This window comes from Pseudomonas sp. NFACC25, from assembly GCF_900100935.1.
Classification (GTDB): domain Bacteria; phylum Pseudomonadota; class Gammaproteobacteria; order Pseudomonadales; family Pseudomonadaceae; genus Aquipseudomonas; species Aquipseudomonas marginalis.
Genome location: NZ_FMUC01000014.1, coordinates 45,869 through 61,842, shown reverse-complemented (window position 1 = coordinate 61,842; position 15,974 = coordinate 45,869). Strand labels below are relative to the sequence as shown.

The 15,974-nt window shown below is 63.1% G+C and carries 10 protein-coding genes; 6 read left to right on the top strand and 4 right to left on the bottom strand.

What is annotated here, in order from left to right; all coding sequences use genetic code 11:
• Positions 1–3 precede the first annotated feature (3 nt).
• Positions 4–1,674 carry a response regulator gene (locus BLQ09_RS25150; protein ID WP_027607995.1) on the bottom strand — a complete coding sequence of 557 codons (1,671 nt, stop codon included), beginning with the start codon at positions 1,672–1,674 and terminating at the stop codon, positions 4–6.
• Between the two features lie 389 nt (positions 1,675–2,063).
• On the opposite strand from BLQ09_RS25150, the gene BLQ09_RS25145 reads away from it, so the two are divergent.
• From BLQ09_RS25145 to speA, 4 genes are all read left to right on the top strand, one after another.
• Complete coding sequence (locus BLQ09_RS25145; protein ID WP_370671257.1) at positions 2,064–3,041, top strand: DUF2333 family protein; 978 nt, start codon at positions 2,064–2,066, stop codon at positions 3,039–3,041.
• Between the two features lie 2 nt (positions 3,042–3,043).
• Positions 3,044–3,580 (top strand): NUDIX hydrolase, encoded by a 537-nt coding sequence (locus tag BLQ09_RS25140; protein ID WP_027607993.1) that lies wholly within the window; start codon positions 3,044–3,046, stop codon positions 3,578–3,580.
• A 181-nt stretch (positions 3,581–3,761) separates the two neighbouring features.
• Positions 3,762–4,133 carry a translation initiation factor Sui1 gene (locus BLQ09_RS25135; protein ID WP_027607992.1) on the top strand — a complete coding sequence of 124 codons (372 nt, stop codon included), beginning with the start codon at positions 3,762–3,764 and terminating at the stop codon, positions 4,131–4,133.
• Positions 4,134–4,276: 143 nt separating this feature from the next.
• The gene (gene speA / locus BLQ09_RS25130) at positions 4,277–6,190 is read left to right on the top strand and encodes an arginine decarboxylase (protein ID WP_027607991.1); all 1,914 of its coding nucleotides are present in this window, start codon (positions 4,277–4,279) and stop codon (positions 6,188–6,190) included.
• 52 nt (positions 6,191–6,242) lie between these two features.
• Here speA and BLQ09_RS25125 read toward each other — a convergent pair whose 3' ends face one another.
• Both BLQ09_RS25125 and BLQ09_RS25120 read right to left on the bottom strand, forming a co-directional pair.
• Entirely contained in the window at positions 6,243–6,554 is a 312-nt protein-coding gene (locus BLQ09_RS25125; protein WP_027607990.1) for a hypothetical protein, read from the bottom strand.
• Positions 6,555–6,649: 95 nt separating this feature from the next.
• Positions 6,650–7,999 carry an MATE family efflux transporter gene (locus tag BLQ09_RS25120; protein WP_027607989.1) on the bottom strand — a complete coding sequence of 450 codons (1,350 nt, stop codon included), beginning with the start codon at positions 7,997–7,999 and terminating at the stop codon, positions 6,650–6,652.
• Between the two features lie 213 nt (positions 8,000–8,212).
• On the opposite strand from BLQ09_RS25120, the gene BLQ09_RS25115 reads away from it, so the two are divergent.
• Positions 8,213–13,108, top strand: a complete 4,896-nt coding sequence (locus tag BLQ09_RS25115) for an alpha-2-macroglobulin (RefSeq protein ID WP_092358934.1) — start codon at positions 8,213–8,215, stop codon at positions 13,106–13,108.
• Positions 13,109–13,186: 78 nt separating this feature from the next.
• Here the strand turns inward: BLQ09_RS25115 and BLQ09_RS25110 are convergent, their stop codons facing one another.
• On the bottom strand, positions 13,187–13,480 hold the full coding sequence (locus tag BLQ09_RS25110; RefSeq protein WP_027607987.1) for a hypothetical protein: 294 nt from the start codon (positions 13,478–13,480) through the stop codon (positions 13,187–13,189).
• Positions 13,481–13,570: 90 nt separating this feature from the next.
• On the opposite strand from BLQ09_RS25110, the gene pbpC reads away from it, so the two are divergent.
• A complete protein-coding gene (gene pbpC, locus BLQ09_RS25105; RefSeq protein ID WP_092358932.1) occupies positions 13,571–15,901 on the top strand; it encodes a peptidoglycan glycosyltransferase PbpC in 2,331 nt (776 codons plus the stop codon).
• The last annotated feature ends 73 nt before the right edge of the window (positions 15,902–15,974 follow it).

Here is a 15,974-nt window from a genome sequence, read left to right as displayed (position 1 = left end):
TCATTACAGGGTTATGACGGAATCAGTGGATTCTGGTGAAAAGGTGGCACTTTGCTTTGACGTGCGTGCCGCTTGCACGCGGTTACGCCCGGCGTCCTTGGCGCGGTACAGCGCCTCGTCGGCCTGGGCGGCCATCATCAGGCTGTCGGAGCCGTCACACAGCTCCACCACCCCGGCGCTGAAGGTGCACCACAAATCCTGCGGCTGCGCCGGGTAGTGAATCTCGGCAAAGCGCCCACGAATTTCATCCAGTACCTTGCAGGCCGAGTCCAGGTCGGTGTCGGGCATCACGATGGCGAATTCTTCACCGCCGTAGCGGCCGATGTAATCGGTCTTGCGCAGGCGTTGCTTGAGAAACAGCGCCAGGCTCTTGATCACGCGGTCGCCCATGGGGTGGCCATGGCTGTCATTGACCCGCTTGAAGTGATCGATGTCGAGCATGGCAAAGCTCAACGGTTTGTTCTCGCGGCGCGCGCGGAAACTGCAGTCTTCAAGCAATTGCAGGATATGGGTGTGGTTGTACAACCCGGTCAGGCTGTCGCGCACCATCCGCGCCTTGAGGTTGCGCGCACGGGCGGCGCGGTTGCGCACCGTGGTGATCAGGTGGCGCGGCTTGATCGGTTTGGTGAGGAAGTCGTCGCCGCCTTCGCTCATGGCGTCCAGCTGCTTGTCCAGGTCGTCTTCGGCCGACAGGTAGATGATCGGCACACTGACGTAACGGTCATTGTGGCGAATGACCTTGGCCAGTTCGGTGCCGGTACAGGCCGGCATGTACATGTCGAGGATGATCAGGTCGGGCTGGAAGTCTGCCAGTTCGGCCATGGCCTGGATCGGTTCGATCAAGGTACGGGTGACGATGCCGGCACTGTTGAGCAGACGCTCGGTGTGCAGCGCCTGGGCCCGCGAGTCATCGATGATCAGCACTTTGTACGGTTCGTACTGGGCGACGCAGGTCAGCACTTCGATCTTTTCCAGCAGGCTGGAGGCTTCCAGCGTGCCGGTGAGGAATTCCTGGCCGCCGGCGCGCACGGCGGCGAGGCGAGTGGGGGTGTCGGTTTCGTGCAGGCTGAAAAACAACAGCGGCAGCTTATGCTCCAGGCCTTCCTGGGCTTCGGCGGCGAGCTTGAGGCCCAGGCCGGTGCCGCAGAAATCCACGTCCATCACGATCGCTGACGGCAGGCGCTCGGCCAGGGACGCGCGAAACGCCGCGACGCTGTCCAGGGATTGGGCGCTCATGCCAAAGAATTCCAGCTGCTTGGCCAGGCGCTCGGCGCGGTCGTGATCGGCCAGCATCACGTAGATCGGCTTGCGCATCGGCGGCAGGAAGGTTTGTTCCAGCTGGTCGCCCTGGCGCAGGCCGGTGCGGGACAGGCGCTGCATCAAGCGGTTGAGTTCGGTGATCAGGTGGCTGCTCAGGCGCCCGCGGTTTTCGTCGACGGCCTTGAGCGATTCGCCGATGTGCCGGGCCAGTTGGCCGTGTTCGGGTTGTTCGAAGCGCTCGGCAAAGCGCTGCAGGCGCAGGTTGGCCTCGCTGAGTTCGGAGAGGTCGGCGCCTGACCATTCGCTGCGTTGCAGGCGCTGCCAGATCTCAAGAATTTGACGTGCCTGATGAATTACCCGCTGGGCAAAATGCTGCTTGAGACGCTCACGGCTGGGGTCTTCTGGCTCGGTCATATCCTGACTACTAGTGAGGGTGCATGCTGAGGTCGAACTGATGGCTCTATGCTAGCACCTCTTTCCAATGGGATGAGTGTCATATGTCAATTAACTGCGTGTCCCTGATATTCAGTTGGTGACCTGACGGTCGCGCAGCTTAAAAAGCGTGCATCCTTTATAGTCGAATGCCTGCCGTATGCACGTTTGGTGAAAAGCCCCGCATGGGCGGGCACGATGGGGTAGGGTTGTGGTCGGAGTGTTTGAACGCACGCCCTCAATTCAAGTGCATGAACTCAAGTGATTGAAAGGATATCGCCATGCTGGACTGGAAAAACCGTGCGGGCAGTGCCAAAGGCCCTGCCCCTGAGCCCAAGTCGGCCAACCGCAGCTATTTTCATACCCTGCTGATGAGCCGAGCCGTGCTCAGCGTGCTCGGCCTGTATCTGTTGGTCACCGGCGCCCTGGGCTGGTACTGGAGCGAAGAGCCGGCGCTGTTCCCGGTCCAGCAGAATGCGCAGCTTGCCGCCGAGAAGGAAGGCAAGCAGATGGTGGTGGGCTATACCACCGTCGAAACCCTCAAGACCGTAGTCGGCACGTTGCTGAACAAGCCCGGTGGCTATATTTCCAACGACCGTTTCCCGCCGGGCCTGTGGATGGACAACATGCCCAGCTGGGAATACGGCGTGCTGGTGCAGGTGCGCGACCTGACCCGCGCCTTGCGTAAAGACTTCGCCCGCTCCCAGTCGCAGTCGGCCGAAGACGCCGATCTGGCCAAGGCCGAGCCGCGTTTCAACTTCGACAACAAGAGCTGGGTGCTGCCGTCCAGTGAGTCGGAGTACCAGGAAGGCATCAACTCCCTGAACCGCTATGAAGCGCGCCTGTCCGACCCGAACCAGCGTGGCGCCTTGTTCTATGCCCGTGCCGACAACCTGAACAACTGGCTGGGCGATGTGGCCACCCGCCTGGGCTCGCTGTCGCAACGCCTGTCGGCCAGCGTGGGACGGGTCAAATTGAACACCGCACTGAAAACCGAGGCCCTGGCGCCAGGTGAAGTGCCGCAGGTCGACGAAGAAGTGGTGGAAACCCCATGGATGCAGATCGATAACGTGTTCTACGAGGCCCGTGGCCAGGCCTGGGCGCTGTCCCACCTGTTGCGTGCCATCGAAGTCGACTTTGCCGACGTGCTGGCCAAGAAAAACGCCACCGTCAGCGTGCGCCAGATCATTCGTGAGCTGGAGGCTTCGCAAGAGCCGGTCTGGAGCCCGATGATCCTCAACGGCAGCGGTTTCGGCGTGTTGGCTAACCATTCGCTGGTCATGGCCAACTACATTTCCCGGGCCAACGCGGCGGTGATCGATTTGCGTCAACTGCTCAACCAGGGTTGATGATGGACACAGCTCAAAACGAGGCCGCGCACCGTGCGGCCTCTGATGCCGAACTGATCTGCTGGGTCGACGAGCGGGACAACCTGCTCGGCCACCTCGTCAGGTCCGATTTGCGCCAGCGCGGCCTGATCGGCCGTTGCACCTTTATCTTCCTGTTCAATTCCAAGGGTGAGCTGTGCGTGCATCGGCGCACCCTGAGCAAGGCCCTGTACCCGGGTTTCTGGGACACGGCGGCGGGCGGGATGGTCGCGGCGGGCGAGTCCTACGCGTTATCGGCGGCCCGCGAGCTGGAAGAGGAACTGGGTGTCGGCGGGGTGGAACTGACCGAGCATGACCATTTCTACTTTGAGGATGGCAACAGCCGGCTCTGGTGCAAATCCTACTCGGCGACCTGGGATGGGCCATTGCGCCTGCAGCCTGAAGAAGTCATGGAAGCGCGCTTTTTGCCCGTGGAAACGGTCCTGCAGGAAGCCGAGCACAAGCCTTACTGCCCGGACGCCCAGGAGGGCTTGCGGCGCTATCTGGCCTCACGTCGCTAAAGCTGCATAAATTGGCGCCATTTGGCTCTTAGCAAGTGGGCTTTTTGCCGTTACACTGCGCGACTTTTCACCCGAACCGCCTTGGCGGGTCGGTAGCGCTGCCCCTGCCTGAGTGGGGCTTCGCGGTCGGTCGTCCATTAGCGGAGGCCGATCAGTCTTTGTCCTCCCGAGAGGATTGCCGGTGGCCAAAAAAGCCGCATCCTTCGCCGCCCTCGGCGGCCTGGTATTTTCCACCGACGCAGGTCGACACTGCCCGGACTGTCGTCAGCCCGTGGATTCGTGTACCTGCAAACAGACCCTGATCCCCGAAGGCGACGGTATTGCCCGCGTGCGCCGCGAAAGCAAAGGCCGTGGCGGCAAGACGGTGACCACCATCACCGGCGTGCCGTTGGCCGAAGAGCCGCTCAAGGCACTGGCCACCACGCTGAAAAAGCGCTGTGGCACCGGTGGCGCGTTGAAAGACGGTGTCATCGAGATCCAGGGCGATCACGTCGAACTGCTGTTGGCCGAGCTGATCAGGCTGGGTTACAAGGCCAAGAAGTCCGGCGGCTGAGAGCCTCTTCCCAACCTGTGTCTAAACTCTGTCCTGCGAGTGGGGTCTACCTTGCTTACAGGCAAATCGTCATTTTCATTCTTTAGACTGCGCCAGCCTCGAACGCGAGGCGGCGCCTTCGCCTTCATTTATAGGGGACTTCGATGTCCGTACGACGCACACGCAAAGACGATGGCAGCCAATGGACAGTTGCGGACAGCCGCAGTGTTTACGGGATTCGCCATTGGGGGGCCGGGTATTTCGCGATCAATGATGCCGGTCGCGTTGAAGTCCGTCCGAACGGCCCGAACAGCACACCCGTCGACCTCTACGAGCAAGTGGACGAGCTGCGCAAGAGCGGCCTTTCCCTGCCGCTGCTGGTGCGTTTTCCCGACATCCTGCAAGACCGTGTACGCCAGCTGACCGGCGCTTTCGATGCCAACATCGAGCGCCTGGAGTACCAGAGCAAGTACACCGCGCTGTACCCGATCAAGGTGAACCAGCAGGAGGCGGTGATCGAGAACATCATCGCCACCCAGAACGTTTCCATCGGCCTCGAAGCCGGCTCCAAGCCTGAGCTGCTGGCCGTGCTGGCCCTGGCGCCGAAGGGCGGCACCATCGTCTGCAACGGTTACAAGGACCGCGAGTTCATCCGCCTGGCACTGATGGGCCAGAAGCTCGGCCACAACGTATTTATCGTGATCGAGAAAGAATCCGAGGTTGAACTGGTGATCGAAGAGGCCGCCAGCCTCAAGGTCAAGCCACAGGTGGGCCTGCGCGTGCGCCTGTCGTCCCTGGCGTCAAGCAAGTGGGCGGACACCGGTGGCGAGAAGTCCAAGTTCGGGTTGTCGGCGGCGCAGCTGCTGTCGGTGGTCGAGCGCTTCCGCGCGGCGGGCCTGGACCAGGGCATCCGCCTGCTGCACTTCCACATGGGTTCGCAGATCGCCAACCTGGCCGACTACCAGCATGGGTTCAAGGAAGCCATTCGTTACTACGGCGAACTGCGCAACCTCGGCCTGCCGGTGGACCACATCGACGTGGGCGGCGGCCTGGGCGTGGACTACGACGGTACCCACTCGCGTAACGCCAGCTCGATCAACTACGACATGGACGACTACGCCGGTGTGGTCGTGGGCATGCTCAAGGAATTCTGCGACGCCCAGAGCCTGCCGCACCCGAATATCTTCTCCGAAAGCGGCCGCTCCCTGACCGCCCACCACGCCATGCTGGTGGTGCAGGTCACCGACGTCGAGAAGCATAACGACGAAATCCCGGTCATCGAAAACAAGGAAAGCCTGCCCGAGACCGTGCAATGGCTGGTGGACCTGCTCGGCCCGACCGATATCGAAATGGTCACCGAAACCTACTGGCGCGCCACCCACTACATGAGCGATGTGGCCACCCAGTACGCCGACGGCAAACTGACCCTGGCCGAGAAAGCCCTTGCCGAACAGTGCTATTTCGCCGTGTGCCGCCGCCTGCACAACTCGCTCAAAGCCCGCCAGCGCTCGCATCGCCAGGTGCTGGACGAACTCAACGACAAGCTGGCCGACAAGTACATCTGCAACTTCTCGGTGTTCCAGAGCCTGCCGGACACCTGGGCCATCGGCCAGGTCCTGCCGATCCTGCCGCTGCACCGTCTCGACGAAGAGCCGCTGCGCCGTGCTGTGCTGCAAGACCTGACCTGCGACTCCGACGGCAAGATCAAGCAGTACGTCGACGAGCAGAGCATCGAGACCAGCCTGCCGGTGCACGCCTTGAATGAAGGCGAAGACTACCTGCTGGGCATCTTTCTGGTGGGCGCCTACCAGGAAATCCTTGGCGACATGCACAACCTGTTCGGTGACACCGACTCGGTGAACATCTACCAGCGTGAAGACGGTTCGGTGTACAGCGCCGGCATCGAGACCCACGACACCATCGAAGACATGCTGCGCTACGTGCACTTGTCGCCGGAGGAGTTGATGACTCACTACCGTGACAAGTGCGCCAGCGCGAAGATCAGTGCCAGTGAGCGTACGCAGTTCCTCGACGCCTTGCGTCTGGGCCTGACGCGTTCGTCCTACCTGTCGTCCTGATGCTGGGTTGAACGATGCGCGGGGATACCCGCGCGTCGTATCGGTGGGTGGTTCAGTACGTGACCAGGCAGAGCTTGACCGAGCATTGGCCTGGGTTGAACTGAAAGACAACCCGGTCAAGTTTGTCGGCACCGGTGGTGGTGGGCGCCACCGTGACATTTTGGCTGTTAAAGGGCAGTTCAATATTTGCACCTGGAGCGAGGGCGTGTCGCTCGGTTCCCTGGATGAGTGTCAGATTGGACTGGCTACTGTTTGTAACTCGCAGTCTGTCCTCGGTAGTGTTCGGCCCTTGCCCATTGCTGCATCCCGCGATGCTCGCCAGTGTGCAAGCCGTAGCGATCCACAGTGCTTTCGTGATGTTCATATCCGACTCTCCTTGAATCTATGGGATGGGTTTTACCCATGGCCATTCAACGCCCGGAATGTCGGTCTGTAACCTGTCAGAACTAACAGGTAGGTTCAGTCGGCACGGGCACCGAACCACTCTCCCCGCTGCTTGAGCCGCCAGGCAATGACCCCCAGGGTCAGGCTGCGCAAGGCCATGAACAGCAGGAATGTCATCCACAGCCCGTGGTTGCCCAGGCCTTGCAGTGCCCAGGCAAAGGGCAACACCATCAGCACCGTCAGCAACATGCCATTGCGCATTTCCTTGGCGCGCGTAGCGCCGATAAACAACCCATCCAACAGATAACTCCACACCGCAATCAACGGCAGTACCGCCAGGTACGGCAGGTAGAGATCGGCGGTTTCGCGCACGCTGGGGATATCGGTCTGCATGGCAATAAACAGGTGGCCGGCGAGGGTGAACAGTAGGGCAAACCCCAGACTGGCGATCAGCGACCAACCGCCGGCAACCACCAGCGAACGGCGCAGGGCCGGGCGGTCACGGGCGCCAATGGCGTGTCCGCACAGCGCCTCGACGGCGTGGGCCAAGCCGTCCAGCGCATGAGCGGTCAGCAGCAGGCCGTTGAGCAACAGCGCGTTGGCCGCCACGGTGGCATCGCCCAGGCGTGCGCCTTGTACCGTGATCATGAAAAACACCGACTGCAGCGCCAGGCTGCGGATAAAGATGTCGCGGTTCACCGCCAGCAACGGGCGCCAGCTTTGCCACCGTTTCAACGCAGCCCAGGCGATATGCCCGGGGTAGGCGCGCAGGGCTTTTTGCGTGAGGGCCAGGCCGAGGAGGGCGCCGGTCCATTCGGCGATCACCGATGCGCGGGCCGAGCCGACCACGCCCCAGTCCAGGCCCAATACGAACCACAGGTTCAGGGCGATGTTCACCAGGTTGGTGGTCAACAGGATTGCCAATGGCGCCCGGGCGTTTTGCGTGCCGAGAAACCAACCCACCAGCGCGTAGCTGGCCAGGGCGGCGGGCAGGCCGAACAGGCGGGTGTGGAAGAACTCGCGGGTCAATTGGTTGAGTTCGGGGGACGGTTGCATCCATTCCAGGGCCAGATGGCTCAGCGGAATGCCGACGGTCCCCAGCAACATCGCCAACCCCAGCGCCAGCAGCAAACCTTGCAGCAGGATCTGTCGCAGTGCCGCACCATCCTTGCGCCCGGCGGCCTGGGCGGCGAAACCGGTGGAACCCATGCGCAGAAAACCCATGGCCCAGGCGAGGAAGGTATACAAGCTGGCACCGACGGCCACGGCGCCCAGCTGGTGAGCGTGGGGCAGGTGGCCGATGACCATGCTGTCGACCAGTGCCACCATCGGCACGGAGATGTTCGAAAGAATCATCGGCGCGGCCAAAGCCCATACGCGGCGATGGGTAGGGCGGTCGCGCCAGTCGGTCAGTAAGGTGGACATGCAGGCTCCTTGGGGGAGCGGCATTGTAACCGTCCATTGGCAGCGCAACAGGGCCAATGTGGAATGGAGCCCTATGCCTGTGGGATTTGGCTGGGACTTGAGACCGTTGAGAACCAACTCACCCTCCGTCGGTCAATGTGACCAGCGCCACATCGGCTTGGCCGGCGCTGATATATAGTTCACCCCTCGGTTCCCTCTGACTACGAGTGCCCCATGCTTAACAAAGGATTGTTCCTGGCCTGCGCGCTGGCCCTGCTGAGCGCCTGCGATTCTTCCGATAAACCGGCAGCACCGCCTGCGCCCACCGTGGCGACGGCGCCGAAACCGGCCAAGGCCGCGGTGGATGTGGCGGCGCTCAAGCAGCGTTATGTCGGGCGTGAGTTGAGTGTGGTGGACGTGTCCGAGGTGCAGTTGGACGGCGCCAGCACCTTGTCGGTGAGTTTTTCCATTCCGTTGGATCCGGAGCAGAAGTTTGCCGACAAACTCCATCTGGTCGACAGCAAGTCCGGCAAGGTCGATGGCGCCTGGGAGCTGTCCGATAACCTCATGGAACTGCGCCTGCGTCACCTGGAGCCCCAGCGCAAACTGGTGCTGACGGTGGATGCCGGGGTGAAGGCGGTCAACGCCAACACGCTCGCCGCCGAGTACATCGCGCGCCTGGAAACCCGTGACCTGCAAGCCACCGTCGGCTTCGCCAGCCGTGGCACATTGTTGCCGACGCGCCTGGCCGAAGGCCTGCCGGTGATCGCGTTGAACGTCGACAAGATCGACGTTGAATTCTTCCGGATCAAGCCCGAATCCCTGCCGTCGTTCCTGGCACAGTGGGGGCGCAATACCAGCCTGCAAAGTTATGAATCCCGCGAACTGCTGCCGCTGGCCGACCTGGTCTACGGCGGTCGTTTCGACCTGAACCCGGCGCGCAATACCCGTGAAACCCTGCTGCTGCCGATTGCCGGCCTCAAGCAATTGCAGCAGCCGGGCGTGTACCTGGCGGTGATGCGTGCTTCGGGCACCTACAACTATTCGCAACCGGCCACGCTGTTTACCTTGAGCGATATCGGCCTGTCGGTGCACCGCTACGCCAATCGCCTGGATGTGTTTACCCAGGCGCTGGAAGGCGGCAAGGCGTTGGATGGCGTCGACCTCGAAGTGCTCGACGCCGACGGCCGTGTGCTGGGCCAGGGCAAGACCGAAAAGGGCGGTCACGCTGAGTTGCCGTTGCCGAAAAAGGCCCAGGTGCTGCTGGCCAAACAGGGCGAGCAGACCAGTCTGCTGCGCCTGGACAGTGCTGCGCTGGATCTGGCCGAGTTCGATATCGGCGGCCAACCTTCCCATCCGTTGCAGTTCTTTGTGTTCGGCCCGCGCGACCTGTATCGCCCCGGCGAAACCGTGCTGCTCAACGCCCTGCTGCGCGACAAGGACGGCAACGCGGTCAAGCCGCAGCCGGTGAGCGTCGAAGTGCGTCGCCCGGATGAACAGGTGAGCCGCAAGTTCGTCTGGGATGCCGATGCCTCGGGCCTCTACCAATATCAACTGCAACTGGCCGGCGAAGCACCGACCGGTCGCTGGCAGTTAGTGTTCGACCTGGGTGATGGCAAGCCGCAGCTGTATGAATTCCTCGTCGAAGACTTCCTGCCCGAGCGCCTGGCGCTGGAACTCAAGGGCAGCGACACGGCATTGAGCCCGGCGGATAACCCGGTGATCAAGGTCAACGGTCGCTACCTCTACGGTGCTCCCGCGTCGGGCAATCGCGTCAGCGGGCAAGTCTATGTGCGCCCCCTGCGCGAAGCGGTCAAGTCGCTGCCGGGCTATCAATTCGGCTCCGTCACCGAAGAGGAACTGAGCCAGGACTTCGAGCTCGACGAAAGCGTGCTCGACGCCAAGGGCCAGGAAGACTTGACCCTGGAAAGCAAATGGGCGGAGGCCAAATCTCCCCTGCAACTGATCGTGCAGGCCAGCCTGCACGAGTCGGGCGGGCGGCCGATCACCCGGCGCCTGGTGCAGCCGATCTGGCCCGCCGAGCAACTGCCGGGCCTGCGTGGCCTGTTTGACGGCAAGGAAACCAATGGCGACGGCCCGGCGGAATTCGAAGTGCTGCTGGCCAACCAGGACGGGCAGAAACTCGCCGCGCAAGACCTCAAGGTCCGCCTGGTACGCGAGCGCCGTGACTACTACTGGAACTACTCCGACAGCGATGGCTGGAGCTATCACTACAACGAAAAATTCCTCAACCTCGACGAACAGACCCTGAACATCAAGGCCGGCGATACCGCCAAGGTCAGCTTCCAGGTGGAGTGGGGCCCGTACCGCGTCGAGGTCGAAGACCCGCAGACCGGCATGGTCAGCAGCCTGCGCTTCTGGGCCGGCTACCAGGCCCAGGACAACACCGAAGGCGGCGCCGTACGCCCCGATCAGGTCAAGCTGGCGCTGGATAAACCCGCCTATGGCGACGGCGATACCGCCAACGTCACGGTCACGCCGCCGGCGGCCGGTAAAGGCTACCTGTTGGTGGAGTCCGCCGAAGGGCCGCTGTGGTGGCAGGAAATCGACGTGCCGGCCGAAGGTAAAAGCTTTGCCGTGAAGCTTGATCCGAAATGGTCGCGCCATGACCTGTACGTCAGCGCCCTGGTGATTCGTCCCGGCGAGCGCAAAGCCAATATCACCCCCAAACGCGCGGTAGGCCTGCTGCATCTGCCGCTGCATCGCACCCAGCGCAAGCTGGGCGTGACCCTGACCGCGCCGGAAAAAATGCGCCCCAAACAACCGCTGACGGTGAAGATCGCCGCCAAAAACGCCGATGGCAGCGTGCCGAAACAGGTGCACGTGCTGGTGGCTGCGGTGGACGTGGGCATCCTCAATATCACCGAATACCCGACGCCGGACCCGTACTCCAGCCTGTTCGGCCGCAAGGCCTATGGCGTGGACCAATTCGATATCTACGGCCAGTTGATCGAAGCCGGGCAGGGCCGCCTGGCCAGCCTGGCCTTTGGCGGTGACGCCGCGCTGGCCAAGGGCGGCAAGCGTCCGGACACCAGTGTGACCATCGTTGCCCTGCAAAGCGCGCCGGTGACCTTGAATGAGCAGGGCGAGGGTGAAGTCAGCGTCAACATCCCCGACTTCAACGGTGAACTGCGCCTGATGGCCCAGGCCTGGAGCGATGACCGCTACGGCATGGCCGAAGGCAAGACCGTGATCGCCGCGCCGCTGATCGCCGAGCTGTCGGCCCCGCGCTTCCTCGCCGGCGGTGACCAGACAACGTTGGCCCTGGACCTGTCCAACCTGTCGGGCAAGGCGCAGAAACTCGATGTGCAACTGAGTGCCGAAGGGCAGTTGGAGCTGGTCAACAGCGGCGCGCAGAGCGTCGAGCTCAAGCAAGGCCAGCGCACCACCCTGCGTATCCCGGTGAAAGCCTGGGGTGGCTTGGGTCAAGGCAAGGTGAAGGTCACGGTCAATGGCCTGGACCTGCCCGGTGAGAACCTGCCGCCGTTCAGCCGCGAATGGACCCTGGGTGTGCGCCCGGCCTACCCGGCGTTGCTCAAGCATTACCGCGCGGTGCTCAAGGGCGAGCCGTGGAGCCTGCCCGCCGGCGCATTGGATCAATTCGATGCTTCTGGGCGTGAGGCGCTGCTGAGCCTGTCAAGCCGGCCGCCGCTGAACCTGGGCGCGCAGATCTCGGCGCTCAAGGCCTATCCTTATGGGTGCCTGGAGCAGACCGCCAGTGGTCTGTACCCGTCGCTGTACGCCGACGACGCGCTGCTCAAACGCTTGAGCATCAAGGGCGAGCCGGATGCTGAGCGCAAACGCAAGATCGAGCTGGGCATCGAGCGCCTGCTGGGCATGCAGCGCTATAACGGCAGCTTCGGTTTGTGGGGCGCCGATGGCGAAGAGGAATATTGGCTGACGGCTTTTGTCACCGACTTCCTGTTGCGTGCCCGTGACCAGGGCTTTGCGGTACCGCCCGAAGCGCTGAAGAAAGCCAGCGAGCGCCTGCTGCGTTATGTGCAGGAGCGTAACCTGATCGAAGTCGACTACAGCGACAACGCCGACCACACGCGCTTTGCCGTGCAGGCCTACGCCGGCATGGTACTGGCGCGCAGTCAGCAGGCGCCGTTGGGCGCATTGCGCAGTATCTTCGAGCGGCGCAGCGACGCGCGTTCCGGGTTGCCGTTGGTGCAGTTGTCCATCGCATTACAGAAGATGGGTGACCAGCCCCGTGCGGATCAAGCCTTGCTGGCCGGCCTGGCGGCGCAACGCAGCGCCAAGGAATGGCTGGGTGACTACGGCAGCCCGCTGCGCGATCAGGCGATGATCCTGGCGTTGCTGGAAGAAAACGACTTGGCCAAGGGCAAGCGTGAGGAGCGTTTGTTTAGCCTGTCGGACCAATTGGCGGCCAGCCCGTACCTGTCGACCCAGGAGCGCAACTCGCTGTTCCTGGCCGGGCGCCTGGGGTTTGCCCAGCCCGAGTCGGCCTGGAAGGTCCTGCTCAATGGCAGCGGTGGGGAACATGAGCTGAACAATCAACAGTCGACGCTGGACCTGGAAGGCAAGCTGCTTTCTGGCGATCTGAACCTGACCAATCAGGGCGATGTGCCGGTCTACCAGCAACTGACGATCTCGGGTTATCCCCAGGTGCCACCGGCACCGGGTGGCGACAACCTGAGCATCCGCCGGGAATACCTAGGCATGAATGGCCAACCGCTGAACCTGCGCAACCTCAATAGCGGCGACCTGGTGCTGGTGCACCTGGCGGTGAGCGCCAGGCAGCGCGTGCCGGATGCCTTGGTGGTCGACCTGTTGCCGGCGGGCCTGGAGCTGGAAAACCAGAACCTGGCCCAAAGTGCCGCCAGCCTGGAAAACGCCAGCAGCCAGGTGAAGGAATGGCGCGGGTCGATGCAGAACGCGGCGCTCAAGCATCAGGAGTTTCGTGATGACCGTTACGTGGCGGCCATCAACCTTGACGGCGATGGCACCACGCACTTGCTGTACCTGGCCCGTGCCGTGACACCGGGCACTTACCGCGTGCCGCCGCCGCAGGTGGAGTCGATGTACCGGCCGAACTGGCAGGCAGTGGGGGAGACGCCGGCGGACCTGGTGATCAAGGGACGCTGAAATTTGACGGTTGATCACTGTAGGAGCGGGCTTGCCCGCGAGCGAGCTCGCTCCTACAGTGGCTGGGTGTTCTTGGGTTTAGTGCACGACCCAACTGAGCAGCCACAGGCCAAGTATCAGCCAGATCACCCCGAAGATAATCGAAGCGCGCATGAAGGCGCGTACGGCTGAGTACAGAAACAGCAGGCCGACGATCAGGGTGAGGATGCTGATGATCGAGGTGTCCATGCCCAATGTGCGTGACAGGCCTTCGACAAAGTTGCCGCCGGCGTGGGTCAAGGCTCCGAACAATCCGCTGAGCCCGTCGACGATAAAGCGGATGACGGAACCGAGCGCCTGGCCCAACCATTCGAAAAAGCTTTCTACCTGCATATGTGTGTCCTGATAAGAAGGTGGGCGTATCTGTGCCTTTGGTTGTTATTGCAACAGGCTAGTTCCCTACAAGCATAGAGGTTTGCCCGCTTGAATTTGCGTTTACTTGTCCGCTGGACCCTGGCGAGCCTGGTCTTGATGATTGCCCTGCTGTGGCTGGCCGATCGTATCTGGCCGTTGCCGTTGCCCAGGGACGACCTGGCGCGGGTGGTGCTGGCCGAGGATGGCACGCCGTTATGGCGGTTTGCCGATGCCAACGGTGTGTGGCGTTATCCGGTGCAAACCAGCGAAGTGTCGCCGTATTACCTCGATGCACTGCTCACCTACGAAGACCGCTGGTTTTATCAGCATCCCGGTGTTAACCCGTTGGCGCTGGTGCGGGCGACGTGGCAGAACCTGACGGGCGCGCGGGTGGTGTCGGGTGGCAGTACGTTGTCGATGCAGGTGGCGCGCCTGCTGGATCCTCACTCGCGGACCTTCCACGGCAAGTTGCGCCAACTGTGGCGCACGGCGCAGTTGGAGTGGCACCTGTCCAAGGAACAGATTCTCAACCTGTACCTGAACCGCGCACCGTTCGGCGGCACGTTGCAGGGCGTGGCGGCCGCCAGTTGGGCGTACCTGGGTAAATCCCCGGCGCAACTGACCCACGCCGAAGCCGCTTTGCTCGCGGTATTGCCCCAGGCGCCGAGCCGCCTGCGCCCGGATCGCCACCCGCAGCGCGCCCAGGAGGCCCGCGACAAAGTACTGCGCCGCCTCGCCGAGTTCCAGGTGTGGCCACAAGCCGCCGTCGACGAAGCGCTGGAGGAGCCGTTGCTGCTCGCCCCGCGCCTGGAGCCGAGCCTGGCGCCGCTGCTTGCCCGCCGCCTTAACCGTCCGGACAGCCCGCCGCTGATTCGCACCACGCTGGATGCCGCCCTGCAGCGCCGTCTTGAAGACCTGTTGCTGGGCTGGCGTGCGCGGTTGCCGGAATACACCTCGGCCGCGATCCTGGTGGTGGAAGAAGAAAACATGGCCGTGCGCGCTTACCTGGGGTCAGTGGACATCAACGACGCTAAGCGCTTTGGCCATGTGGACATGATCAGCGCGCTGCGTTCGCCGGGCTCTACCTTGAAGCCGTTCCTGTATGGCATGGCCCTGGACGAGGGCCTGATTCACTCCGAATCGCTGCTGCAGGATGTGCCCCGGCGTTATGGTGATTATCGCCCGGGCAACTTTTCCATGGGCTTTACCGGCGCAGTGCCGGCGAGCACGGCGCTGTCCAGTTCGCTGAACCTGCCGGCGGTGCAGTTGCTGGAAGCGTACGGGCCCAAGCGGTTTGCCGCGCAGATGCGCATCGGCGGCGTGCCATTGGCCCTGCCGGCGTTGGCCGAGCCCAACCTGGCGCTGATCCTCGGCGGCGCGGGCAGCCGCCTGGAGGATCTGGTCAGCGGCTACAGCGCCTTCGCCCGCAACGGCAGGAGCGCCACCCTTCGATTGCAGCCGGACGATACGCTGAGAGAACGGCCCTTGCTGTCGCCAGGGTCCGCCTGGATTGTTCGGCGCATCCTCAGTGGCCAGGCGCGGCCTGATCGCGACCCGCGTGCCGAACTGGTGCAGCGCCCGGTCCTGGCCTGGAAAACCGGGACCAGCTACGGTTTTCGCGATGCCTGGGCGATTGGCGTGGGGCCGCGCTATTTGATCGGTGTGTGGATCGGTCGCCCGGACGGCACGCCGGTACCAGGGCAGTTCGGTTTGGCCTCGGCGGCGCCGCTGATGTTGCAGGTGCATGACGTGCTGACCAATCGCGACAGCCAGCGCGGCATCAGCGCGCAGGTGGTGGCGGTGCCGACCAATGTCGGCGTGGCGGCGATCTGTTGGCCGCTGGGCCAGCCCATGAACCGCGGCGATCCGAATTGCCGCCGCCAGCGCTTTGCCTGGACCCTGGACAACACCACGCCGCCGACCTTGCAGGCGCTGGATCAGCCGTTGAGTGTGGGCTTGATGGAAAGCGTCTGGGTCAACGCCAAGGGCTTGAGGGTGGATGCCCATTGCCCTGGCGCGGTGTCTAAAAGTATCGCCCTGTGGCCCGCACCGCTGGAGCCATGGTTGCCCAGGATCGAGCGCCGTGAAGCGCGGATTCCCGCCGCCGACCCCGATTGCCCGCCACCGGCGCTGGCGGCGTCTTCGCCGCTGTCGATTGTCGGCGTGCGCGAAGGCGACCAACTGCGCCTGCCCGCCGCCAGCCAGCAAACCCTGCGCCTCAAGCTTTCCGCCCTGGGCGGCAGCGGCCGGCGCTGGTGGTTTCTCAACGGCGCCCCCCTGGGCGACAGCGCCAACCAGGACAGCATCAATGCCAGTTTCGAGCGCTTGGGCCGCTACCAACTCAGCGTCCTCGACGAAGCCGGCCAGACCGCCCGGCTCGAATTCAGCGTGGTGGATTAGGGCCTCATCAGGGGCAAGTCGAATCGTCGCACCACCGCTATTCACTTGCCTTCACTCTCCATCCCCCTGAAGC

Bases quoted from the DNA above. Each gene is read 5' to 3' on its own strand.
- BLQ09_RS25150 (WP_027607995.1), bottom strand. From the start codon at position 1,674: ATGACCGAGCCAGAAGACCCCAGCCGTGAGCGTCTCAAGCAGCATTTT.
- BLQ09_RS25145 (WP_370671257.1), top strand. From the start codon at position 2,064: ATGAGCCGAGCCGTGCTCAGCGTGCTCGGCCTGTATCTGTTGGTCACC.
- BLQ09_RS25140 (WP_027607993.1), top strand. From the start codon at position 3,044: ATGGACACAGCTCAAAACGAGGCCGCGCACCGTGCGGCCTCTGATGCC.
- speA (WP_027607991.1), top strand. From the start codon at position 4,277: ATGTCCGTACGACGCACACGCAAAGACGATGGCAGCCAATGGACAGTT.
- BLQ09_RS25125 (WP_027607990.1), bottom strand. From the start codon at position 6,554: ATGAACATCACGAAAGCACTGTGGATCGCTACGGCTTGCACACTGGCG.
- BLQ09_RS25120 (WP_027607989.1), bottom strand. From the start codon at position 7,999: ATGTCCACCTTACTGACCGACTGGCGCGACCGCCCTACCCATCGCCGC.
- BLQ09_RS25115 (WP_092358934.1), top strand. From the start codon at position 8,213: ATGCTTAACAAAGGATTGTTCCTGGCCTGCGCGCTGGCCCTGCTGAGC.
- BLQ09_RS25110 (WP_027607987.1), bottom strand. From the start codon at position 13,480: ATGCAGGTAGAAAGCTTTTTCGAATGGTTGGGCCAGGCGCTCGGTTCC.